The sequence below is a fragment of the Blautia sp. AF34-10 genome (assembly GCF_003477865.1).
Taxonomy (GTDB): domain Bacteria; phylum Bacillota; class Clostridia; order Lachnospirales; family Lachnospiraceae; genus Fusicatenibacter; species Fusicatenibacter saccharivorans.
The window spans coordinates 49,586-74,116 of sequence record NZ_QUED01000015.1; the positions used below are offsets into that span (position 1 = coordinate 49,586).

Here is a 24,531-nt window from a genome sequence, read left to right on the forward strand (position 1 = left end):
ACTCATCTCCTACTGAAGTTTAATTTCCGGATTCAGAACCGCATAGAGGATATCGACAATCAGGTTGATGACGATAAACTGCAGCGAAAAGATCAGAATCAGGGACTGGATTGCCGGATAATCTCTGTAATTGACCGATTCAATCAGAAGGGAGCCAAGGCCAGGATAGGCAAATACCGTTTCTGTGACAACAGAACCTCCCAGCAGAAAGCCGAACTGCAGACCCACAACCGTCACGACGGAGATCATGGAGTTGCGGAAAACATGCTTCCAGATCACAACCTTTTCTTTGATTCCTTTTGCTCTTGCTGTTCTGACGTAATCTTCTTTTAAAACCTCAATAATGGAGGATCTTGTAAATCGTGCGATCACGGCTGCAATTCCGACGCCGAGCGTGATCGACGGCATAATCAGACTTTTCAGGCTTGTTCCGCTTGTTGTCGGCAGAATTCGCAGTTTTACCGCAAACAGCATAATCAGCAGAAAGCCGATCCAGAACGAGGGGAGTGAAATACCCGAGACCGCAATCGTCATTCCGGTATAATCCTGCCATTTTCCCCGGTGTGTTCCGGACCACACACCAAAGAGCACACCAACAACCGAGCTCCACAGCAATGTGACAAATGCCAGACGGACGGTATTTCCGAATCTTCCCGCAATTTCCTTTGTAACCGGCTGCTTTGTTCGAAGGGAGGTTCCGAGATTTCCTTTTAAAAGTCCTGTCACGTAGGTAACATACTGTGTCGGAATGGATTTATTGAGGCCAAGCTCTTCTCTTACTGCCTCTACGTCATCCTGTGTTGCCTGCTCTCCTGCAACGAGTCTCGCCGGATCTCCCGGAATCAGGCGGACAAAGAAAAATACAAATGTAACAACAATAATCAGTGTGGGGATCGTACCCACAATACGCTTCAGTATATATTTTGGCATATTGTATCTCCTACTTTCATGCTTATCCTACAGGTACAATCCCACGGATCACTGCCTGCTTTCCTGTTTGTAAGAAACCGGCGCCCTCTTTTGATGGAAGGACGCCGGGGTCTTTTTCATATCCTTATTTCAGTCTGCCGTTATTCGGCTGCCATTCTGGCATTTCTCATGCCGATGCTTCCATCGCCTAACAGATATACTCCGGTAATGTTGTTGCTGGTTGCCCAGATGTTTTTATCGCTTGCGATGCAGAGCAGCGGAAGATCCTTCCATACAGTATCCTGTACTTCTGCATAGATCTCACCACGTCTGTCTTCATCTGCTGTTGCAAGACCATCTTTGAGAAGCTGATCTACTTTTTCATTCTCATAGTAGCTGATGTTGTAGCTCATCGGCGGTTCAGATTCGGTTGCCAGCATCGGGCGAAGTCCCCAGTCAGCATCACCGGTGGAAGTAGACCATCCGCTTAAGTAGCAGTCAACCTCGGCATCTGCTCCTGCGCAGTCAGCTCCCTGAACCTTTTCATTCAGAACGGCATTTTCCATTCCGTTCAATTCCAGATCAATACCAACCTCAGAAAGCTGCTGTTTGTAGAACTCTGCTTTTTTCTGATTTGCTGTCGTGTTGCTGTACATCAGTGTTGTGGTAAATCCATCCGGATATCCTGCTTCCTTTAACAGCTCTTTTGCTTTTTCCGGATCGTAGGAATACGGATCATTTCCTTTGTAGTGCTGTACTTCTTCTCCTACCATAGAAGTTGCCACAGAACCGTAACCGTTCATAACGACCTGGATATATGCCTCTTTGTTGATTGCATAAGCCATTGCCTCACGAACCTTCACATCGTTGAACGGTGCTTTCTGTGTATTCATGAAGAAGTACCATACGGCGATGCTGTCGCCCATTCCAACGGATACGTTGCTGTCACCTTTTAAGGTGTCAACACTTTCTGTCGGTACAGACCACATAATCTGTGCGTCACCTGCCTGAATTGCAGATACACGGGTAGCACTTTCTGCAACCGGTTTGAATGTGATGCTCTTAAATCCTGCATCTGCATCTGCCAGAGCAGTTCCGCCGCAGACGTCTGCGTCATATCCCCACCAGTCTTTGTTCAGTTCTACTTTCATATGGTCACCGGCAACCCACTCAACAAATTTGTACTGTCCGGTTCCTACCGGTGCCTGTGCACAGGCATCTTCTCCTGCTTCAATCTGTTTCGGGCTCATGATCAGCGTAGCCGGATGTGCCAGGTTGCTGATGAAAGCACCGAATGACTGTGATAAATAAATTTTAACGGTATAATCATCTACCTTCTCTGCATGATCCAGAACATTGCAGAGGAATGTAGTACGTTTCAGTCCAAGGCTCTTATCTGCCCATTTGTTTACGTTTGCAATCAGGGCATCTGCATTCCACGGAGTTCCATCGGTAAAGCTTACGCCCTCACGAAGATGAATCGTATACTCGGTTGCTTCGTCATTTGCTTCGTAGCTGGTTGCCAGCATCGGAATGATCTGCATATTCTCATCAAATCCAAACAAACCGTCCATCATCATTCGCTGTACACCACCGGAAAGTGTATCGGAAGTATCCATCGGATCCATGGTGGTAAAGTCTACAGCTACCATTGCCGTAACATCAGAATCCTGGGATACCGACTCGCCTGCCGGAATCGTGATGGTATTCTCCGTACCTGCTTCTGAACCGGATGAGGTCGATGCAGCGGATGCTGTTGATGTGCTCTTACTTGTGTCAGAAGAACCTGTCGATCCACATGCTGTCAGTGCCAGTGCCGTTGCTGCTGCAACCAGAGCACGCATTACATGTCTTTTTTTCATTGTTGTCTCCTCCTTTTCTGCAAGTGTTGCTGTTTTCTTTGTTCTTTCTTTTCACAGATAACAGAACCATGATATAAAAAAGAGCAAAGATGCCTTACCTTTTTTTTTACAGCCCCTTTGCTTAATCGGTATTATAGATGTAATGCGTCACTATGTCAAAGCATTCTTCTTGATTTTTTCTTTTCTTTTTTGTCTTTTTGCATTTAGGTTGTTTATTTTCGTCAAAAATGATATAATTATCCTAATTTTTAACCCATTACCACTTTTTAGCAGGAAAAGAGGTCCCTTTATGAACAGAAAACAAAAGCTTGGCAACGTATTGATCATTTCTTCCCGGAAACGAATGCTTTCCGAATTTCAGTCTTATCTTCACTCCGTGCTCGGTGAATATCTCACCTTCAATACCCTTTTGAGAGAGCAGGCCACAGACCCCTCTCTCTTCCGGGGATACCAGTGCGTCCTTTTTCCAACCGCCCGCGCCATGGAAACCTTTCCGCTTACCCTTGACTCCTCCATTTTGCAGCTCCCCTGCGACCGCGTTTTCAACCATATGTTCCTGGATAAAATCATTCAGATTCCGCCGCACGAACGTGTCTATCTGGTAAACGATGATAAATATTCCACGCTCGCTATCATTTCCCAGTTTGAGGAATGCGGCATCACACAATATGACTTTGTTCCGTTTTATCCCGGATGCAAGGATACCGAGTCTGACATTCAGTTTGCCATCACCGCCGGCGAGCCGCAGCTCGTTCCTTCCCGCATTCCCAATGTGCTGGATATCGGCAACCGCATCATCGATATTTCCACTATTTTACAGCTCTGCGAATATTTCAACATTCCTCTGCAGACCGTAAACCGTGTATCGCGCAATTATGTCAATCAGATTCTTCACACCGTCAAGACCTCAGAAACTTACTATACAAATTATGTACAGACCGAACAGCTCATGCAGGTTATCCTGTTCTCTCTTCCCATTGGCATCTGTCTGTTTGGTGCGGATGGCCTCATTCAGTTCATGAACGCTAAATTTGCACATGCCTTCTCGCTTCCCTCCTCCAACTTTGAAGGACAGCCTTTTTCGGAATGTCTTCCGTCTGCCTACGCGGACACTGCTTTCGACCGCAACGGTGACTGGACCCTTCTCCTTTCGGATCAGAAAACACAGATCACGTTAAGCGTTCTCTCTATGGTTTTTCCGGATACAGAACCTGTTTTTCTTGCGTTTCTTCCCGATGGCAGATCCACGGAAATGTCGGTATCGAAAGACGAAAAAACGGAAGAAAGCACTTTTTTTGCTTCCTCCCGTACCTTTTCCCTTTCCCTGTCCCACGCAGATTCCGTCCAGAATCTGATGGCGCAGGCCAGACATCTTGCACTTTTTGATTTTCCGATTCTGATCCAGGGAGAAAGCGGTACACAGCGCCGGACACTCGCACGTGCGATCCACAATTTTTCGCGCCGCCACCATTATCCGTTTTCCGTTCTTCATTCTCCCGGAAATGATCTGACCGAAGCCTCCCTGCTCCGGCTTCTTGCCGAAACCAACCATGGCACACTCGTCCTTTCCCAGGTGGACCGTTTTCCGCTTTCCATTCAGGATCTGCTGGTCAATATTCTTACCAATGTTCATGGTAACTTCTTTTCCGCACCGGAAACCCGCCGTTTCGATGTGCGTATCATTGCTATTGCGGATGATAACCTTTACAAAAAAGTAGAAAAAGGAACCTTCCTGCGGGAGCTTTTTCACCTTTTAAGCGCTTCAGAGCTTCAGACAGTCCCGATCCGCAGACGCAGGGAGGATATTCCCGATCTTCTCAATTACTTTCTGCTTCAGTTTTTCCACAACACCGATATGACCTGCGACCGGATCTTTTCGGAAGGGCTTCTGCGCTTTCTGAAGGAATATGCGTACCCCGGAAATATTCATGAGCTGTACAATCTGTCCTGCAGCCTGTTTACCCGGTACAGCAGCCATAAGCTGCAGCTTTCCGATCTGCCGACATACCTCCGTTCCCGCCAGATGGCTGACGTTTCCCTCACCAACCTTCAATATCAGGTTCTTTCTTTCGTATCGACACATCCAAAAGCAGGCCGCCTGGCAATCAAAAACGGACTGGCCGACGGAGAAACCTTTGTATCCGAAGCGGCTCTGCGCACCGTACTCGGAGAGCTTTCTTCCGCCGGTTATCTCATCGTGCACCGGACAAAAGGCGGATGTGAAATTTCCGAGCTGGGGCGTATGGTTCTGGAAAAATAATTTATTCCGGGAATCCCGGTATTTCCAGAAACTCGGCAAGGCTGCGGTATCTGGCTCCGTCCAGGCCTCTTTTTTCCTTTGCGGTTACCATAGAGTTCAGGATCGCTTCCTCCACAGCCTCTGCCGCTGCTTCAAATGCCTCGTTGATTTTTTCTTCTTTTATCCGGGCACACACTTCCACCTCACATGTACTCTTTGTGTCTACGCGGTTTGCTGTTGTAAATCCGATCATGATTTCACCGCTTCCGTGGCCGGTGTAGGCTCCTGTTCTGGCGATTCCAACTCCACAGCGGCGGATAATCCGGTACAGCTGCCGCTCCGATACCGGAAGGTCTGTTGCCAGAACCGTCATAATTGATCCCCGGTCTTCGGCGCTGCTTCCGCATTCTTCCTTCCGGATCCGCTCCAGAATCTTCTCTCCTGCCGGTTTTCCACTGATTTTCAAATCTCTGGTTGCCCCGAAATTTGACTGTACCAGAACACCAATGGTATATGTTTTTCCGTCAAGCACCAGCGTGCGGGATGCTGATCCGATTCCCCCTTTCAGCCCATAGCAGATAGTTCCTGTTCCGGCACCGATATCACCTTCCGCAAAGTCTGTATCCGCCTGCTCCAGTGCATGATACAGCTCTTTTTCCCCCACTACCCGGTTACAAATCTCATTGATTCTCGAATCATTACATTCTCCGACAACCGGATTGATGGAAAAAACATCTTCCCCTTCTTTTCGGGTCTGCTGTATCATCCATGAAATCATGCATCCGCCACTTTTCCGACATTCAGTGTATTGGTCAGGGCAATGGGCGTTTCAAGAGTTCCGAGCTCCTGTACCTGCACAAGACCGCACGTTTTCCCGAAACCGTTATGCACGTAGCAGACGCCAGGTACTTTTTCAGAAACGGATTGCCTTCTCCCGGCACAATCACCGTCACTCCGGTATGCTGATTTCCACTTTCCACCGTCGCATGGCCTACCCGCACACCGGGCACATCCGTAATTTTGTTTCGCGGTCCGCTTTCATGATGTCCTACCCGATATCCATAATCGCTGATTCTCTTCTGTCTCATCCTGTTTCCTCCTCTTTTTCTGATGTGCTCCCGGAATTTTTCAGCTCACGCAAATACGGGCACAAAAAAGACTCCGCAGATACATTTTTCTCTCACTTTACGCTCTCTTCTCTTTTCTGTCCATACCTCTTCCCACAATTTTTCCTCTTTTCTTTATATTTTTTCCATTTCTTTTAGAATTTGGACACACTTTGCTCACATATTCCTTTTATAATAAATCTCGGATAGTTGATAAACCACTCACTATCTCCCCCCTCATAAAAAGATGGCGATATACTTTTGTATATCGTCATCTTTATTTTTACTGACAAAAACGCCCCCGGGCAGAAAACGTAACCACTTCCGTTTTCCGCCGGGGGCATTCTTTCTTCCTTTTTGCTCAGGCCTCTGCAGCAGCTTCCTCTGCTTCCGCTTCTGCCATCGCCTGTTCGTACTGTTTCAGGATAATGGTCTGAATTTTTTCTCTGGTTCCGGAGTTGATCGGATGTGCGATATCGCGGTACTCCCCGTCCGTAGCCTTACGGCTCGGCATTGCGATAAACAGTCCTTTTTCTCCTTCAATCACCTTGATATCATGTACAACAAATTCGTCATCGATTGTGATAGACACAACCGCCTTCATTTTTCCTTCTTTTGTTACCTTGCGTACTCTCACGTCTGTAATGTTCATAAACTTTTATGCCCCTTTCACCCCATAATCAGATGGCGTATCTTTCGTTTTTTTCGACAACAATTTTGATGCCGTCCTCCCCACAGTGATAGGAGTTTGCACGGATGGTGTCCCTGCTCTCCACAATACAGTTTTCAATGTGAGTGTTGTCTCCGAGATATACATCATTTAAGATGATAGAATTTTTAATCACACAGTTGTTTCCAACATATACCTTCTTGAACAAAACAGAGTTCTCAACCTGTCCGTTGATGATACAGCCGCTGGATACAAGAGAATTTTTCACTGTGCAGCCAGGATTGTATTTTGCCGGCGGAAGATCGTCGATCTTGGAGTAGATGCCCGGATACTGTCCGAAGAAGTAATCTCTTACCTCCGGTTTCAGGAAATCCATGTTGGTTCTGTAATAGGAATCTACGGTAGCAATGTTGCTCCAGTAGGTATTGATCTTGTATCCGTAAATCCGTTTCAGGTTTTTGTAACGGATTAAAATATCCTTTACAAAGTCGTAGCGGTCTTCCTGTGCGCTGCGCTCAATCATTTCGATCAGCTGGCGACGGCGGATGACATAGATACCGGTAGAGATCACGTTGGAGCTCGAAACCATCGGTTTTTCCTCGAACTCCTCGATGCGGCAGTCCTCATTCATCTTCAGGACGCCGAAGCGGCTGGTATCTGCTTCCTTTGAATCCGTGCATACCACGGTAACATCCGCACGTTTTGCAATATGGTATTCCAATACCTTATTGAAATCCAGTTTGTATACGCCATCTCCCGATGCGATGACTACGTACGGTTCATGGCTGTTTTTCAGCCATGTCAGGTTCTGACTGATCGCGTCTGCCGTTCCACGATACCACCAGCTGTTATCTGATGTAACGGTTGGAGAAAATACAAACAGACCGCCATGTTTTCTTCCGAAATCCCACCATTTGGAAGAGCTTAAATGTTCATTTAAAGATCTGGCGTTGTACTGTGTCAGGACAGCCACCTTCTGAATATGAGAGTTTGCCATGCTTGACAGCGCAAAATCGATGCTGCGGAAGCTGCCTGCGACCGGCATAGCTGCAACGGCTCTTTTATTGGACAGCTCTCTCATTTTGTTGTTGTTACCGCCTGCAAGAATAATTCCCAATGCTCTCATATTACTCACCGTCCTTTTCTACAATTGCTCCGCCGGACGGAAGTGTGCCATCCGGGTAATCCTCAAGGGAAGTTTCACCGGAAATGCAGACATTCTTTCCAATGGTTACGCCATCCGGAATGACTGCCTTTTCTCCAACGGTCACAAGTCCGAATCCGTAAATATTCGGTTTTAAGACGTTCGGCGCTTCCTCGCCAACGCCCATCACAACATGTTTGCCGACATGTACGTTTTCTGCAATAATGGCCTTATTGACCTGGGTTCCCTCGCCGATTGTGCTGTGGCGCATAATAATAGAATCTCTTACAACAACACCCTTTTCAATGCGCACATCCGCACCGATGACGGAATTATGTACCTCTCCGTAGATTTCAGCGCCCTCGCCGATAATACAGCGGTCGATGACAGCGTCCCCGGAAACATACTGCGGACGGATGATATCACCTTTGGTATAGATCTTCCAGAACTCCTCATATAAATTGAATTCCGGAATAATATCGATCAGCTCCATATTTGCTTCCCAGTAGGAGCCAAGCGTTCCGACATCTTTCCAGTAGCCGTTGAACTCATACGCAAACAAACGTTTTCCGTTGTCGCGGCAGTACGGCAGAATATGTTTTCCGAAGTCACAGCTCGGCTGATCCTTCAGGGCTGTCAGAGATTCCTTTAATGCTTTCCAGCTGAAAATATAGATGCCCATAGAAGCGAGGTTGCTTCTCGGGTGCTCCGGTTTTTCTTCAAATTCGGTAATTCTTCCGTTTCCGTCTGTGATCATGACACCGAAACGGCTTGCTTCTTCGATCGGTACCGGCATACATGCGATGGTCACATCTGCGTGGTTTGCTTTGTGATAGTCAAGCATCACCTCGTAATCCATTTTGTAAATGTGGTCGCCGGAAAGAATCAGAACATATTCTGGATTGTATGTTTCCATATAAGCCATGTTCTGGTAAATTGCATTTGCAGTTCCTGTATACCATTCGCTGTTTGTACTTTTTTCATATGGCGGCAGAACGGTTACGCCGCCTTCGTTTTTATCGAGATCCCACGGAATACCGATTCCGATATGGGTATTCAGCCGCAGCGGCTGATACTGGGTCAGTACGCCTACCGTATCAATTCCTGAATTGATACAATTACTGAGCGGGAAGTCGATGATTCGATACTTTCCGCCAAATGCTACTGCCGGTTTTGCCACTTTCTCCGTGAGCACACCGAGACGGCTTCCCTGACCGCCTGCCAGCAGCATTGCTATCATCTCTTTCTTAATCATGCAATCACCTCTTGTCGTATCTAAAGATTTGCAGTAACTGTAAGAATGTACGGCATACTTCCTGTCTGCCTTCAGAAATGATCCCCTGTCGGTCCTGGCTTTTCATATCCACGCACTTCTTTGATAACTACAAGGTAAATTATACCACACTTCCGTCACATTGTGAACGTTTTTTATAATTTTTCTTTATTTTTTTCTTATATTTTATTACTTTTGACTATGCATTTTTCAACCTGTCAGAATCGCATCATGATTTTCAACAATTTTCGACAAACCGTTTATTATTTTTTTACCAGTTTTTGTCATTTCCCGTCGTTTTCATTTTGCAACATTGCATTTTGCACATGATCTGTTCTATAATGTTTATCTATTATTTTTTATTTCATTTTCATTTTCCTGTGCTTTTTTTCTTTTACTTTTCCGGCAAATACGTGTATACTATTAGCCAGAACAGTTCCGGCCGGATTCCGGGGAAACGGCTTGGGATTTTGCTCTGTTCTTTCCTATAATTAATTGAGAAAATTTCCCCAATTCAGTGAAAAGACACATTGAAGGAGATACTATGTACGAAGTAGATTTCAGTAAACCAATCCATATACATTTTATCGGCATCGGCGGCATCAGCATGAGCGGCCTTGCTGAAATTCTTTTAAAAGAAAATTTTACGATTTCCGGTTCCGATGCAAAGGAAAGTGACCTGACCCGCCACCTGACTTCTCTTGGCGCGCAGGTTTTCTACGGCCAGAAGGCGGAAAATATCATTCCTGGCATCGACCTTGTCGTTTACACCGCAGCGATCCACCCGGACAACCCGGAATTTGCCGCCGCCAAAGCTGCCGGCATTCCGATGCTGACCCGTGCTGAACTGCTTGGACAGATCATGCGCAACTACAATACGCCGATCGCCGTTTCCGGTACCCACGGAAAGACGACGACAACCTCCATGCTCTCCCACATTCTGATGGCAGCCGACTGTGACCCAACGATTTCTGTCGGCGGTATTCTTCCGTCCATCGGCGGAAATATCCGTGTCGGCCATTCCGAAACTTTCCTGACCGAAGCATGTGAGTACACCAACAGTTTCTTAAGTTTCTTCCCGAAAATCGGCATCATCCTCAATATGGATGCGGATCATCTTGACTTTTTTAAGGATATTGATGATATCCGCCATTCCTTCCGCGAATTTGCCCGTCTGCTCCCGGCCGACGGCATGCTGATCATCAACGCCGATACGCCGAAATACGATTACGTAACCGAGGCCTTGGCTGCAAAATTGTCACCTACGCGCTGGAGAATCAGGCTGTCGCTGATTATACCGCTGCCAACATCACCTACGATGAGTTCGATCACCCGTCCTTCGACTGCATCTGCCGTGGCGAGCTGCGCGGTCGCTACACGCTGATGGTTCCGGGACTTCACAACGTTTCCAACGCCCTGGCTGCCATTGCACTGGCCGATGAACTGCAGCTGCCGGAAAACGCCATCCACGAAGGCTTTGCCACCTTCCGCGGAACCGACCGCCGTTTCCAGTATAAAGGTACATACCACGGAGCAAAGGTGATCGACGATTATGCGCATCATCCAACCGAAATCCGTGCAACGATGGAAGCCGCTGAAAACTGTGCGCACAGAACACTGTGGTGCGTCTTCCAGCCGCATACCTACACCAGAACGAAAGCGCTGCTCGATGATTTCGCCGCCGCTCTTTCCCTGGCAGACCATGTGGTTCTCGCCGATATTTACGCAGCCAGAGAAACCGATACGCTCGGCATCTCCTCCAAAGATATCCAGGAGCGCATTGTAAAACTCGGCACTGCCTGCGAATATTTCCCATCCTTTGCGGAAATCGAAAACTATCTGAACGAAAATCTTGCCGAGGCGACATGCTGATCACCATGGGTGCCGGAGACGTTGTAAAAATCGGTGAGGAGCTTCTTGCTTCCGAAAAATAAAATCATTCTTTCGCTTTACCTGCTCCCTGTGGAAATGGAGTTTTCCTTTTTTCCACAGGGTCTTTTTTTGCTCCGAATCCACACAATCTGCCTTTTCGCCAAATAGTTACGCACATTTTTATTCACAGCTATTTTCCTGTATTTTCGCCTGTTTTCAGAGTTATCCACATTGTCCACAATTTTATACACATTTTTACGATCTACACAATGTGGATTCCCTGTGTATAACTTTGTTTACATAACGATATCACCAGAAAGTCCTATACTTCCCTGTTTTCCTCCATTTTTCAACATTTTTGGTAGATGATAATATTTCACAAAACGGATTTCTCCACATTATCCACATTGTCCACAGTCCTTTTTCATCCACCGTGCCTTTTTCCCGGAATGTTTTTTCCGCAAAACACCTATTCACTTGTCGAAAATACTGTGTTATACTTGATTGTGTATGAGAAGGCAAGACGTATAATAAAAAACAGATCGCTAAAAGTAAAAATCTGCCGCACGATAAGAACAGGATGGTGTAATTTTGAGTATGCTGACATTAAACAATGACTGCCTGGCCAGTGTGACTGCTGTGCCGGATCTTTTTCTGGAACAATATATGCCCGCAGCCAACGGAGAATTTGTAAAAGTGTACCTTTATCTGCTGAAGCTGGTCAAGGATCATCAGCAGGATTCCACTCTGTCATCGATGGCAGATTTTTTTTCCTGCACGGAAAACGATATCGTCCGTGCGCTGAAATACTGGGAGAAGCAGGGACTCCTCTCGCTCTCCTACACCGCCGGGGAAAGCGTTCCGACCGGAATCGCCTTTCTGCCGTTTGTCCGGAAGGAAGAAAGCGGAATCCTTCCAACACCGGAATCCTCGATTTCCGGCCCGATTGCGGCTGCACCGGCTGTTTCTGCTGTATCCGTTGAAATCCCGCAGACGGAACAGACCCCGGCTCCATCACCACAGCCGGCCGTTTCTGCCCCATCTGCCTCTTCTCCGGCAGATGATCTTTCCAGTTCCGGTATTTCCGGACAGTCAGCAGAAAAAAAACACGCTCCCGGCAGCCGCGAAGAACTGCAGCACGTTCTTTACGTTGCGCAGACGTATTTCGGTCATCTTCTGTCGCCGACGGAAATCGAATGCATCATGTTTTTCTATGATGATCTCCACTTTTCCGCGGATCTTCTGGAATACCTGGTGGAATACTGTGTTTCGAAGGGAAGCACCAGCATCCACTACCTGAAAAAGGTAGGACTCGCCTGGCAGGAAAGCGGAATCCGCGATGTTGCCTCTGCCAAACAGGAGACCACGACATTCAACAAACATTACTACACAATTTTGAAAGCATTCGGCATCCGCAACCGCGCACCGGTGGAAAAAGAAGCCGAGATGATGGACCGCTGGCTGAATACCTACGGTTTTACGATTGATCTTATCACCGAAGCCTGTCAGCGCACCGTTTCCAAGATCGGCCAGCCGAGCTTCCAGTACGCGGAAGGCATTCTCTCCAAATGGAAGGAACAGGGCGTCCGCTCCATGGCAGACGTCGAACAGCGCGATGCGGAGCACCAGAAAAGGAAGAAAACCGCTTCTGATCAGAATGCGGCACGAAAAACCGCTCCTGCTGCTTCAAGTAACCGCTTCAACAATTTCCATCAGAGAGAATACGACTACCAGAAGTTAGAAGAACAGCTTCTGAAATAACGCCCGGAGGACGAAACAACTATGGCACTGACAAACCCGCAATACGATGCGATTATGCGTATGTACAACGAACGGCAGCTCCGCCACCAGAGAGAACAGCAGGAGCACATCCGCATTGCTTATGAAAAGATTCCGCGCCTTGCGGAAATCGACGCCGAGATTGCATCCCTCTCGGTCCGGAAAGCAAAAGCGATGCTGAACGGAGACGCTTCCATGGATCTCGACCTGAATGCTGCCATCCGTGACCGTTCCCAGGAACGCGCGGCGCTCCTTTCCATGCACGGCTACCCGGCAGACTATCTCGAGCTGACGTATGACTGCCCGCTCTGCCGCGACACCGGCTACATCAACGGCACGCAGAAATGCGCCTGCTTCAAAAAAGCTGCCGTCGATCTTCTGTACCGGCAGTCCAACGTGGAGGAGCTTCTGAAAGCCGAAAATTTCAGCCAGTTCTCTCTGGATTACTACTCGGACAGCCTGACCAGTACCGGAACACCGCTCACTTCCCGCGAGGCCGCTGCTGCCGCGCTCGAAAAAAGCCAGGCGTTCGTCCGCAATTTCGGCTCGTCGTTTGAAAATCTCTTCTTTTACGGCGACACCGGTGTCGGAAAAACGTTTCTTTCGCACTGTATTGCCCGCGAGCTGATCGAGCAGTCGTTCTGTGTGATTTATTTTACTGCATTTGATCTGTTTGACCTGTTTGCACGCTACACCTTTTCCAGTTCAGAAGAAGCAAAAGACGCTCACGCCAATATCTTTGACTGCGATCTTCTGATCATCGATGATTTAGGTACGGAACTGACCAACAGCTTCGTCTCTTCCCAGCTCTTTCTCTGCATCAACGAACGCATCCTGCGGAAGAAATCGACGATCATCTCCACGAACCTGCCCCTTGACCGCTTCATGGAGACGTACTCGGAACGTACCTTTTCACGAATTTCAAGTAACTACACCATCATTAAACTTTTTGGAAACGATATTCGGATCCAGAAAAAACTTTTGGGAGGAACCAAAGCATGAGTAAGGGAACTGAAGGACATTTTGACACACTGCCAATCGGAAGACTGGGACTGATCCCGCTGAACAGCAGCGCCGCACTTGGAAAAAAGGTCGACGATTATCTGGTCAGCTGGAGAAAGGGACGCGGCAATGAATTTGCGGAAAAATATGTCGCTGCCTATGAAGGATATGAGCGTGACAGCTACATTATCCAGTCTCAGGTTCCGCGTTTCGGTTCAGGCGAGGCAAAGGGTATCATCAACGAATCTGTCCGCGGTGACGATATCTACATTCTGCTCGATGTCTGCAACTACAGCCTGACCTATTCTCTGTGCGGCTACACCAACCACATGTCTCCGGACGACCACTTCCAGGATCTGAAGCGTGTCATCGCAGCCATCGGTGGAAAAGCCCGCAGAATCAATGTCATTATGCCATTCCTGTATGAGAGCCGCCAGCACAAGAGATCTGGAAGAGAGTCTCTCGACTGCGCACTTGGTCTGCAGGAGCTGACTGCTATGGGCGTAGAAAACATCATCACCTTCGACGCTCACGACCCGCGTGTCCAGAACGCGATTCCGCTGCATGGATTTGAAACCATCCAGCCGGCTTACCAGTTCATCAAAAACATCCTGCGCAATGCACCGGATATGAAGCTCGACAAGGATCATCTGATGGTCATCAGCCGGATGAGGGCGGTATGGGCCGTGCTATCTACATGGCAAACAACCTCGGTGTTGACATGGGTATGTTCTACAAACGCCGCGACTACTCTACCATCATTGACGGACGCAACCCGATCGTTGCCCATGAGTTTCTCGGTGCTGATGTCAAAGGTAAGGATATGATCATCATCGACGATATGATCTCCTCCGGCGAGAGTATGCTGGAAGTTGCCAAACTCTTAAAGGATCGTGAGGCACGCAACATCTACATGTGCTCGACCTTCGGACTGTTCACCAGCGGACTGGAGAAATTCGACAAGGCTTATGAGGAAGGACTCTTCACAAAAGTTCTGACCACCAACGTCGTATACCAGACACCGGAGCTTCTCTCCCGCGAATATTACATCAGCTGCGACCTGAGCAAATATATCGCTCTCATCATCGACAAGCTGAATCACGACGCCTCCATCAGCGGACTGCTGGATCCGGCGGATCGTATTCAGAAAGTTATTAAGAAATTTAAGAATCACGAGAAGATCTGATATTCCAGGGTTCGAATTTGGAACCCGCCAAACATGAGGAAGTAGCGCCAGCGGATTCCGAATATTTGCAGAATCGCGGAACAATTCGTGAATATCCACAAACGCCGAAACTGTCACGCAAACGGTTTCGGCGTTTTTTTATATTTTTAGCAAATTCTTGCTAGTTTTTTCTTTTTTCGGCTGTATAATGAAATTACATTGTACGACGAAGGAGGTATCACACATGCAATTTGGACATTTTGATGATGCGAAAAAAGAGTATGTCATCACAAGCCCGAAGACTCCGCTTCCGTGGATCAACTATCTGGGATCTGAGAACTTCTTTTCTCTGATTTCCAATACCTGTGGCGGATACAGCTTCTACAAGGACGCAAAACTTCTGCGTCTGACCCGTTACCGTTATAACGATACGCCGCTCGATCAGAACGGACGCTACTACTACATCAAGGACGGCGATACCGTCTGGAACCCGGGCTGGCAGCCGACCCAGACGCCGCTCGATTCCTACGAGTGCCATCATGGCCTTGGCTACAGCCGCTTTGTTTCTTCCAAAAACTTAGTTGCCGCTGAACTGACCGCTTTTGTTCCGCTGGCAGATTCCTGCGAAGTAAACCGTCTCATGCTGACCAACAACGGCACCGAAGAAAAAACACTGGCTCTGACTTCTTTTGTAGAGTTCTGCTTCTGGAACGCCGTGGACGATATGACCAACTTCCAGAGAAACTTCAGCATCGGCGAAGTTGAGATCCAGGGTTCTGAGATTTACCACAAAACTGAGTACCGCGAGCGCCGCAGACATTACGCTGTTTATGCAGTCAACTGCCCGATCGACGGATACGATACCGACCGCGACGCTTTCCTTGGCGCTTACCGCGGAAATGACCGCCCGGAGACCGTTCTGCGCGGCACTGCAGGCAACACCGTTGCCAGCGGATGGGGTGTGATCGGTTCCCACCACATCGACGTTACCTTGAAACCAGGCGAGTCCCGCTCCTTTATCTTCGTTCTCGGCTACTGTGAGAATGCAGCGGATGACAAATGGGAAGCTCCTGGCGTGATCAACAAAAAGTCGGCAAAAGAGATGCTCTCCCACTATCAGACCGACGAGCAGGTTGACGCAGCACTTGCAGAGCTTGCTTCCTACTGGGAAGGCCTGCTGGCAAAATATGCGCTCTCCTGTGCAGATGAAAAACTGGGACGCATGGTCAACATCTGGAACCAGTATCAGTGTATGGTTACCTTCAACATGTCCCGTTCCGCATCCTACTTTGAGTCCGGCACCGGCCGCGGCATGGGCTTCCGTGACTCCTGCCAGGATCTGCTCGGCTTCGTTCATCTGATCCCGGACCGCGCAAGAGAGCGTCTGCTCGATATTGCCGCTACCCAGTTTGAAGACGGAAGCGCATACCATCAGTACCAGCCACTGACGAAAAAAGGAAACATGGATATCGGAAGCGGCTTCAACGATGACCCGCTCTGGCTGATCGCCGGATGTGCCGCCTACCTCAAAGAGACCGGAGATTTCTCTATTCTCGACGAGCAGGTTGATTTCGACAACGATTCCACCAAGGCACAGCCTCTGATGGAGCACCTGAAACGTTCCTTCGACTTTACCGTAACCCATCTCGGACCGCACAAACTGCCGCTGATCGGCCGTGCTGACTGGAATGACTGTCTGAACCTGAACTGCTTCTCTGCAGAGCCGGGCGAACCGTTCCAGACGACAGGACCTTCCGAGGGACCGGTTGCTGAGTCCATTTTCATCGCCGCTATGTTCGTAAAATACGGCAAAGAGTACGCAGCGATCTGCCGCCGCAGAGGCAACGAAGAAGAAGCTGTTTACGCCGAGAAGGAAGTAGAGAAAGTTTACCAGGCAGTGCTCGATGCAGGCTGGGACGGCGAGTGGTTCCTGCGTGCGTATGATGCTGCAGGGGAAAAAGTCGGCTCCAAGGAATGTGAGGAAGGCAAGATCTATATCGAGCCGCAGGGCTTCTGCGTTCTTGCCGAAATCGGCGTAAAAGAGGGTCTGGCCGAAAAGGCTCTGACTTCCGTAAAAAATATTCTGGAAACCAAGTACGGTGTCGTTCTTCTGCAGCCGGCTTACACCAAATATTACCTGAATCTTGGTGAAGTTTCCTCCTATCCGCCGGGATACAAAGAAAATGCCGGTATCTTCTGTCACAACAACCCATGGATTTCCATCGCCGAAACGGTGGTAGGTCACGGCAACCGCGCCTTTGACCTGTACCGTAAGATCTGCCCGGCTTATATCGAGGACATCAGTGAAATCCATCGTACTGAGCCGTACGTATACTCCCAGATGATCGCCGGAAAAGACGCTGCTCACTTCGGTGAGGCAAAGAACTCCTGGCTGACCGGTACTGCCGCATGGACTTTTGTCAATGTTTCCCAATACATACTCGGCATTCAGCCGGATTACGACGGACTTTCCTTAAATCCGTGTATTCCGTCCGATATGGAAGAGTTCAAGATCCGCAGATACTTCCGCGGTGCATGGTATAACATCACCTTCCAGAATCCGGAGCACAGGGAGAAAGGTATTTCTTCCCTCACGGTAAACGGAACCGCAGTAGAAGGAAATCTGATTCCGCTCACCGAAGGCTGCACCGAATATGATGTTGTTGCCGTAATGTAATTTTTCAAATTTCAAATCTCCATAAACACAAGGCGAGCCCCGGAAAGCACAACTGCTTTTCCGGGGCTCGTCCCTTTTATTCTTATTTTTTACTGCAGCTGCCGTCTCTCTCTGACACCGGAAAGATCTTTGATGACCTCTCCCGCCAGAATCAGTCCTGCTACGGACGGCACAAACGCTACGCTGCCCGGGATATCACGCCGCTCCGTGCATTTTCTTGCAGCTCCCGGAGGACAAATGCAATTTGTCCGGCAGCTGATGCTCATATCCTCAAGCGGACGGAGGGATTTTTCCTCTGAATAGACCACTTTCAGTTTCTTCACGCCGCGTTTTTTCATCTCACGCCGCATGACCTTTGCCAGCGGACACATGTTCGTTTTATAGATATCCGCCACGCGGAACTTCGTCGGGTCCAGCTTGTTTCCAGCTCCCATACAGCTGATGACCGGCACATTGCACGCTTTGGCGCGCATGATAATCTCAATCTTCGCTGTCACGGTATCAACAGCATCCACCACGTATGAATACTTCGAAAAATCAAAATCGTCCGCATTTTCCGGCAGATAAAAGCATTTGTATACCTCTACCTCCGCTTTCGGATTGATATCCAGAATGCGTTCTTTCATTACGTCTACTTTATATTTTCCGACACTGCTTCTCGTCGCAATAATCTGACGGTTGATGTTGGTGAGGCAGACCTTATCATCGTCTACCAGCACAAAATGGCCGACACCGCTTCTTGCCAGCGCCTCTACGGTATATCCGCCTACGCCGCCGATACCGAAAACGGCAACGGTTGCATTCGCCAGAAGATCCATGCTCTCCTGTCCGAGCAGAAGCTGTGTTCTGGAAAACTGATTCAATGCCATTTGTTTTCCTTCCTCCTTGTTTATAATCTCTACTACAATAATAGGTTATTTGCTTTTGTCTGTCAACACCTTACGGAACCAGCTCTGCGGAAACTCAAAAACAAGGAGAATGCCAAGCACAATCGCAACTGCATCCTTCAGTGTCAGAAATCCTCTTGCACCGGCGCGCTCCAGATCATTGGTTACCACGTAAAAAGCAGTCCAGTAGATGCCGCTTCCCGGCACCAGCGGGAAAATACCCGCAATCAGAAATACCGTTACCGGGCAGCGCTTGTACACCGCAAAGCTGCGCGACAGAAGGATGACGAGCACCGTTGCAAAAAAGATGGATACCGGCTCTGTCGTATGCGGGAGGAACAGTTTGTAGCAGATCCAGCCGCAGGCACCTGCCAGTCCGCAGTACAGGTAGTATTTCCGCGGCACCTGGAACAGCAGCGCAAACGCAATCGTTCCGACGCAGGCTGCAAAAAATTCCGCAATTAAACGAATGGTATCACTCATAGCTGCAGCCCTCCCGCCAGTTGATGATATCCTGTGATAATCAGTCCGACGCCAAGCGCAATACAGAATGTCACAAGCAGCGCATCGAGCATCCGCACGGAACCAGCGATGTAGTCCTGATCCGCAATATCACGGATGGCGTTCGTGAAATTGACACCGGGCACCAGCGGAATAATCGAACCGATGATGACCTTGTCCAGATGATGGCCGATCCCCGCCTGATACAGAAAAACGGCAATCAGTGTGACAAGCGCGCCGCCGGAAATATTCGTCGCAATCTTTGACATTCTGCCGCGCAGCAGGTACAGCAGATAGAAGTACAGAACAAAGCCCGACAGAAACGCTACCATGCTGTCCACCACATCGCCGCCGAACAGAAAACAGAAGCACGCGCTTCCGACACCGGATGCAAGCACCTGGTGCCATCTTGGTTTGTCCGGCATCCGCTGAATGTCGAGCAGCCAGGCCTTCGCCTCTTTCGGCGCGTGCAGCCCCTCCTCGATTTCACGGGAGAGCTGGTTGACTGCCGTTACCTTGTCGAGCCGCGCCGCCGACAGCGGAATGTGACGCACGCGGGCAAATTCCTGCTTTTTCCACTCTCAGCAGTCAGGAAAATACCACTGCTCAACACAAACGCATCGCTGGAGTTGACGCCATACGCCCGCGCAATGCGGTCGATCGTCTCCTCCACACGGAAGATTTCCGCGCCGCTCGCCAGCAGGATGTCTCCCGCCAGCGATGCCACATCAAGCGCTTCTCTCGTCGATTCTGCGTTCATCCTTGTTTTCCTCCTTTTTCAAAGCCGTATACCCATTTTCCTTTCAAAAACAGATACAGGAAAATGACAGAACTGATACTCCAGGTCAGCGGGTAAGCCCAGAAAATCACGCGGATATCCGGGATCAGCCGGACCGTCACGGTAATGTAGCTGACGCGGAACAGGCACCAGACGCAGAGCATGACAACCATGGGAACCGAAGCGTGCCCGGAACCGCGGAGCACAGCCGCGATGCAATGAGAAAATGCCAGCAGAAAATAAAACAGTGCAATCGTTCTCGCCTGCATCACGCCGCAATGGACAACGGCCGGATCGCTGTTAAACGCCGCAATCAAAGTCGGTGCGGCTGCATAGATCACAAACCCGATCAGCTCGGCGATGGTAATGGAACAGAGAATGCCAAACCGCGCTCCTTTTTTCGCCCGGTCATACTGTTTTGCACCGAGATTCTGGCTGACAAACGTCGTTAATGCCATCGTAAAGCATGTAACCGGAAGGAATGCAAAACCCTCGATTTTTGCATATGAACCGCAGCCTGCCATCGCCATTTTCCCGAATGCATTGATGTTCGTCTGCACGAAAACGTTTGCGATCGAAATAACCGAGTTCTGGAAACCGGACGGCACACCGTTGCGGATAATCTCGCCAAGCGCCCGGCCGTCGAAACGGATTTTGCGGATATGAAGACGATACTCTTCCTTCGTCCGCAGCAGATGGATCATGCAGAGAATCGCGCTTGTGAACTGGGAAATGACCGTTGCAAGCGCCGCCGCACCGACCCCAAGGCCAAGGCCGCCGATAAAAAGCAGATCGAGCGCAACATTGATGCACGATGACACGATCAGATAGATCAGCGGGTGACGGCTGTCGCCGACGGACTGCAGGATGCCGACGAAAATGTTATACATGATAAAACCAAGAGATCCTGCAAAATAGGTACGGAAATATTCGACGGACTGCGGCAGGACATCGGACGGTGTTCCCATCAGCACAAGGATTTTCGGCGCCAGATACATGCCAAGCACAGTCAGCGCTGCACCGGCCGCCAGGCCGAACGCCACGGTCGTATGGATCGCTTTCTGCAGATCTTCCCGGTTTTTCGCTCCGTAATACCTTGCAATCACGACACCGGCGCCCATTGCGATACCGTTAATAAAACCAACCATCAGAAAGATCAGATTGCCCGAAGAGCTGACCGCTGCCAGCGCATTGCTTCCCAGAAAATTTCCTACGATCAGCGAGTCGGCCGTGTTGTACAACTGCTGGAACAGATTGCCAAGAAACAGCGGAATCGCAAACAGAATCATCTTTTTCGAAATGCTGCCCTCCGTCATTCTTGTCTTACTTTCTGCACTCATTCGTAAAAACCCCCATTTCTTTTTCGTACAGTCAAAACCGGTCATCCACAGGTTTCCGCCCGGTGTGTGTCCAGCCTTCTTTTCAGCAGACACACACCGGAACTCACCCGAGATGACCGGTTTGGAAATATCCTTTTTTCTATTATATCGAACCTTCTCTGGAATGACAAGCCACAAATTCATGCAGAATGGCTTCGACACGTTCCAGCATCTCCTCTTCCGTGCAGAGTTCTTCCGGTTTCATGGATTCCAGGTAATCGTAGAATGCCATAAGAATGCTCGGTTCCCGGATGCTGAGGTAAATCAGCCGCTCTGTCCGCGTCTGGAACAGAAGATAGCCCTCGTTTGCATTGACCGAAATATTCAGCGCATGCTCTGCTCTCTCTTTCGTTTCCCGGATCATACGAAGATTTGCGCGATCCCGCAGCGCCAGAAAGCGGCGGATCAGGGCGATACGCTCGTCAAAGTCCAGCGGAGAATAGCATTCTTTTGGATACTCATCCACGCGCCCCGTTTCCAGGAAACTTTTGATGCCATCCTCTGAGAAAAACATCGTCGTTTTTTTATCCAGTACCTGTGTCTGCATCACCTTTGCGTACTGCGCAACCGCCTGTATCATCTGATCTCGCTCCGGCATTTCTTTTACAAGATGGTGTTTCAGCATTTCCGGTGTCAGAAGTCCGGAAAGACACGGCATTCTCTGGAAGAAATACCGCGGGGAATCTGATGCGATAAAGCGACGAATCAGTGTTTCCGTATAGCCAAGCTGGGACTGTACCGTGTCAAGACGTTCAAACAACGGCTCCGACTGTTTTAAATAGCCTTCAAACATCTCGCGCATCATCCGCAGTGTCGTCTCCTCCCGGAACAGAATTGCATTCTGGTAATCGGCACTAAAAGCAAGCGCACAGTGCTCCGTCAGGATGAGGTACGGGAAAAGGCGGAACTCATTCAGCCGCGCCGCCACATTGTCGTAATAGTACCGCGCACGGTAATCGCATCCACAGGCACAGATCGGCAGAATTTTCTGCAGACAGCTCAGATTGTAATTTTTCCGCATCGAAACCAGCTTCTCGTTGTTGTTCATGCAGAACAGATGTTGAATCGTCAAATTCGGGTTCTGTTCCCCGAATACCTGCAGAAGTTCCATGGCAAAATCGAAGTCCGGCTGGACCAGAACGGAAATTTTTCCGTCTTCTTTTACAGCTTCGCCGGAAAACAACTGTAAAATTGCATGCCGCACATGCACTGTGCCCCGAAAGGGAATCTCTCCGCTACCCCCCCCGTTCAATTCCAGTTTTGCAATCTCCGCCTCATGGAAGATATATTCCTTTTTCCCCTCGCGGCGGCTGAACGTTTCAATCAGTTCTCCGACTGATTTGCGTCGGTAATAAACTTCCGCACCCATCTGGGCAATGTAAAACGCATCCATGAAATCTATTTTTTCCTGCGGCGTCAGCTGCATGAACTGCGCCATCTTCCGCACAACATCCTCTCCGGACGGATTTCGTTTTCCATTGATGATCTTATACATGAAAGAACGATCGAGTCCGCAGAACTGTGAAAGCGGGTAAACCCCGACATCTTTCATGGTGATATATTCGGATAATAAATCTGAAAAAACTGACATAGAGCCTCCTGTATCTCGATATTTTGCGTCGATTCTTTTCCAATATAGGTAAAAGTTTACCATGTTCAGAGAGACTTGGCAATTCTTCCGTTCGGCTTTGCATATCGTTTTTCTTTTTTTTACAGGATTTTCACACTGTTATGGAAAAACCGACGGAAAATTCCGCCGGTTTTTCTCTCTTTCGATCTGTTTAATCTTTTTTTATCCCAAATACAGTCAATGCCTGACGTGGTGAAATACCGAGTCCACCGACACTAATCAGCGTATCCTCTGCCTCCAGCAGAAGATTTTCCTTCTGGAATCTGACGATCATGCGGCCACCACTCAAACCGTCCATCCGCCGAATCTCCATCTCGAGCGTATTTAGCGTACGCCATGCAGCAGAACCAGCATAAATATGGCCATCCGCTTCACTATAGGCAAAATTCCGGCGCATGGAGAGGACAAATTCCTTTTCTTTCCCGCCTTCTTGTACTTTCCAGTACATCTTATCGCAGCCAAAAGCGAATCGCATCTCCTGAATCGGACTTGTCTCCAGCGAAAACAGGCCGCTTCCGCCGATCAGAATTTCTGCGGAATCCGGCAGCTGCTGGTTCCCCATCAGCGGAGCAGATACATAAACATGCTTGCTTACCTTCTCTTCCATAAACGGATTTCTCGTTCCTCTGCGCGGCGGCAGAGCCAGATCTGCGGTACGCGCTTTTACTGCATCGGCAAGTGGGGACGGCGGCAGCTCTCCTGCCTCTTTCTTCACATACGGGATCAGTTCCTCCTGCAGTGCACTCAGCTCCTCCTGCGTCTGTTCTGTTGCTGTTGTCAGGATCACAATCAGATCAAGATCCGGGAACACAACGCCGAACTGACCGTACGCACCATCTGCGCGGAAGGAACCCGGATAACGGCACATCCAGCACTGATAGCCGTAGCCCTGCGCCCAGTCTTTTACGTGGCCTTCCGAATCGCCCTCCGTCTCAATCTGCTTGCGGCAGGCGCGTTCAAACCAGTCTTTTCGAAGCAGCTGTTTTCCTTCCCACTCGCCCTGTCTGGACAGAAAATACGTGAATTTTGCCATATCCTCCGTCACCATCTTCATACCGCCTCCACCGAGCTCCGTTCCGTCTCCGAGCAGCGCACAGGTAAGGGATGTGATGCCAAGCGGCTCCAGCAGACGGGATTTCAGAAACTCTGTGACGTTCTGTCCCGTTTTTTTTCTCAGAACGGCAGCCAGCATGTTGGTTCCGGCTGTATTGTATTTATAAAATGTTCCCGGTTCATGGAGCACCGGATGATGAAGAAAGGTGGACATCCAGTTTTCGGAATTGTCCATAATCTCCGTCTCGTGACCACACCCCATAATCAGCAGGTGATGCAGCGTGATTTTTTTGAGATTTTCGGATGGATTTTCCGGCAGCAGGTCCGGAAAGATATCGACAATTTTCTCATCCAGCGATAAGATTCCCTCCTGCTCTGCAAAACCAATCGCCGTTGCTGTCAACGATTTACTGAACGAATACAGTGGATGACGGAATTTTTCATCATACGGCTTCCACCAGCCCTTCGCTGCACACTGTCCATGGCGGATCACCATAAAGCTGTGCAGCTCAATCTGGTTCTCTTCGATTCGGTCGAGAAAATTCAAAATTCCTTTGGAGCTGATTCCAGCTGATTCCGGTGTCACATCTTTAAAGTATCCCATT

15 protein-coding genes and 4 pseudogenes are annotated in these 24,531 nt (G+C 49.0%); 7 read left to right on the forward strand and 12 right to left on the reverse strand.

Going from position 1 to position 24,531, the window contains the following annotated elements; all coding sequences use genetic code 11:
• Window positions 1–9 precede the first annotated feature (9 nt).
• Together DWZ60_RS10585 and DWZ60_RS10590 are read right to left on the reverse strand one after the other, a co-directional pair.
• Entirely contained in the window at window positions 10–930 is a 921-nt protein-coding gene (locus tag DWZ60_RS10585; protein WP_022463233.1) for an ABC transporter permease, read from the reverse strand.
• Between the two features lie 140 nt (window positions 931–1,070).
• Entirely contained in the window at window positions 1,071–2,771 is a 1,701-nt protein-coding gene (locus tag DWZ60_RS10590) for a glutathione ABC transporter substrate-binding protein (protein ID WP_118720374.1), read from the reverse strand.
• A 289-nt stretch (window positions 2,772–3,060) separates the two neighbouring features.
• Here DWZ60_RS10590 and DWZ60_RS10595 point away from each other — a divergent pair, with 289 nt between their 5' ends.
• A complete protein-coding gene (locus tag DWZ60_RS10595; RefSeq protein WP_158576387.1) occupies window positions 3,061–5,031 on the forward strand; it encodes a sigma 54-interacting transcriptional regulator in 1,971 nt (656 codons plus the stop codon).
• A gap of 1 nt (window position 5,032) precedes the next feature.
• On the opposite strand, the pseudogene DWZ60_RS10600 reads toward DWZ60_RS10595, so the two are convergent.
• The 4 genes and pseudogenes from DWZ60_RS10600 to DWZ60_RS10620 form a co-directional block, all read right to left on the reverse strand.
• A pseudogene (locus DWZ60_RS10600) lies at window positions 5,033–6,020 on the reverse strand (P1 family peptidase).
• A gap of 457 nt (window positions 6,021–6,477) precedes the next feature.
• Window positions 6,478–6,768: a septation regulator SpoVG gene (gene spoVG, locus DWZ60_RS10610; RefSeq protein ID WP_022463229.1), complete on the reverse strand. Its 291-nt coding sequence runs from the start codon at window positions 6,766–6,768 to the stop codon at window positions 6,478–6,480.
• Between the two features lie 28 nt (window positions 6,769–6,796).
• The gene (glgD, locus tag DWZ60_RS10615; protein ID WP_022463228.1) at window positions 6,797–7,912 is read right to left on the reverse strand and encodes a glucose-1-phosphate adenylyltransferase subunit GlgD; all 1,116 of its coding nucleotides are present in this window, start codon (window positions 7,910–7,912) and stop codon (window positions 6,797–6,799) included.
• Between the two features lies 1 nt (window position 7,913).
• On the reverse strand, window positions 7,914–9,185 hold the full coding sequence (locus DWZ60_RS10620; protein ID WP_022463227.1) for a glucose-1-phosphate adenylyltransferase: 1,272 nt from the start codon (window positions 9,183–9,185) through the stop codon (window positions 7,914–7,916).
• A 625-nt stretch (window positions 9,186–9,810) separates the two neighbouring features.
• Between DWZ60_RS10620 and DWZ60_RS21225 the strand changes: the two are divergent.
• From DWZ60_RS21225 to DWZ60_RS10645, 6 genes and pseudogenes are all read left to right on the forward strand, one after another.
• Window positions 9,811–10,580: pseudogene (locus tag DWZ60_RS21225) on the forward strand (UDP-N-acetylmuramate--L-alanine ligase); the annotation flags it as partial.
• Between the two features lie 6 nt (window positions 10,581–10,586).
• A complete protein-coding gene (locus DWZ60_RS21230; RefSeq protein ID WP_330422269.1) occupies window positions 10,587–11,075 on the forward strand; it encodes a glutamate ligase domain-containing protein in 489 nt (162 codons plus the stop codon).
• A 597-nt stretch (window positions 11,076–11,672) separates the two neighbouring features.
• Window positions 11,673–12,836 (forward strand): DnaD domain protein, encoded by a 1,164-nt coding sequence (locus DWZ60_RS10630; RefSeq protein ID WP_117802610.1) that lies wholly within the window; start codon window positions 11,673–11,675, stop codon window positions 12,834–12,836.
• A 21-nt stretch (window positions 12,837–12,857) separates the two neighbouring features.
• Window positions 12,858–13,856, forward strand: coding sequence for an ATP-binding protein (locus tag DWZ60_RS10635; protein ID WP_055219220.1), 999 nt, complete (start codon window positions 12,858–12,860; stop codon window positions 13,854–13,856).
• Window positions 13,853–15,042, forward strand: a pseudogene (locus DWZ60_RS10640) (ribose-phosphate pyrophosphokinase). Before DWZ60_RS10635 ends, DWZ60_RS10640 begins: the two are co-directional and overlap by 4 nt.
• A 223-nt stretch (window positions 15,043–15,265) precedes the next feature.
• A complete protein-coding gene (locus DWZ60_RS10645; protein ID WP_119221625.1) occupies window positions 15,266–17,698 on the forward strand; it encodes a GH36-type glycosyl hydrolase domain-containing protein in 2,433 nt (810 codons plus the stop codon).
• 89 nt (window positions 17,699–17,787) lie between these two features.
• On the opposite strand, the gene DWZ60_RS10650 is transcribed toward DWZ60_RS10645, so the two are convergent.
• From DWZ60_RS10650 to DWZ60_RS10675, 6 genes and pseudogenes are all read right to left on the reverse strand, one after another.
• Window positions 17,788–18,567: a tRNA threonylcarbamoyladenosine dehydratase gene (locus DWZ60_RS10650; RefSeq protein WP_055226710.1), complete on the reverse strand. Its 780-nt coding sequence runs from the start codon at window positions 18,565–18,567 to the stop codon at window positions 17,788–17,790.
• Window positions 18,568–18,612: 45 nt separating this feature from the next.
• Window positions 18,613–19,068, reverse strand: coding sequence for a threonine/serine exporter family protein (locus DWZ60_RS10655; RefSeq protein ID WP_055265624.1), 456 nt, complete (start codon window positions 19,066–19,068; stop codon window positions 18,613–18,615).
• Window positions 19,065–19,846, reverse strand: a pseudogene (locus tag DWZ60_RS10660) (threonine/serine exporter family protein). The gene DWZ60_RS10655 and the pseudogene DWZ60_RS10660 overlap by 4 nt, the downstream one beginning before the upstream one ends.
• Entirely contained in the window at window positions 19,843–21,204 is a 1,362-nt protein-coding gene (locus tag DWZ60_RS10665) for an MATE family efflux transporter (RefSeq protein ID WP_055219324.1), read from the reverse strand. The pseudogene DWZ60_RS10660 and the gene DWZ60_RS10665 overlap by 4 nt, the downstream one beginning before the upstream one ends.
• Window positions 21,205–21,346: 142 nt before the next feature.
• Window positions 21,347–22,834, reverse strand: a complete 1,488-nt coding sequence (locus DWZ60_RS10670) for a helix-turn-helix domain-containing protein (protein WP_119221626.1) — start codon at window positions 22,832–22,834, stop codon at window positions 21,347–21,349.
• 190 nt (window positions 22,835–23,024) lie between these two features.
• Entirely contained in the window at window positions 23,025–24,530 is a 1,506-nt protein-coding gene (locus DWZ60_RS10675) for a serine hydrolase domain-containing protein (protein ID WP_118659500.1), read from the reverse strand.
• Window position 24,531 lies beyond the last annotated feature (1 nt).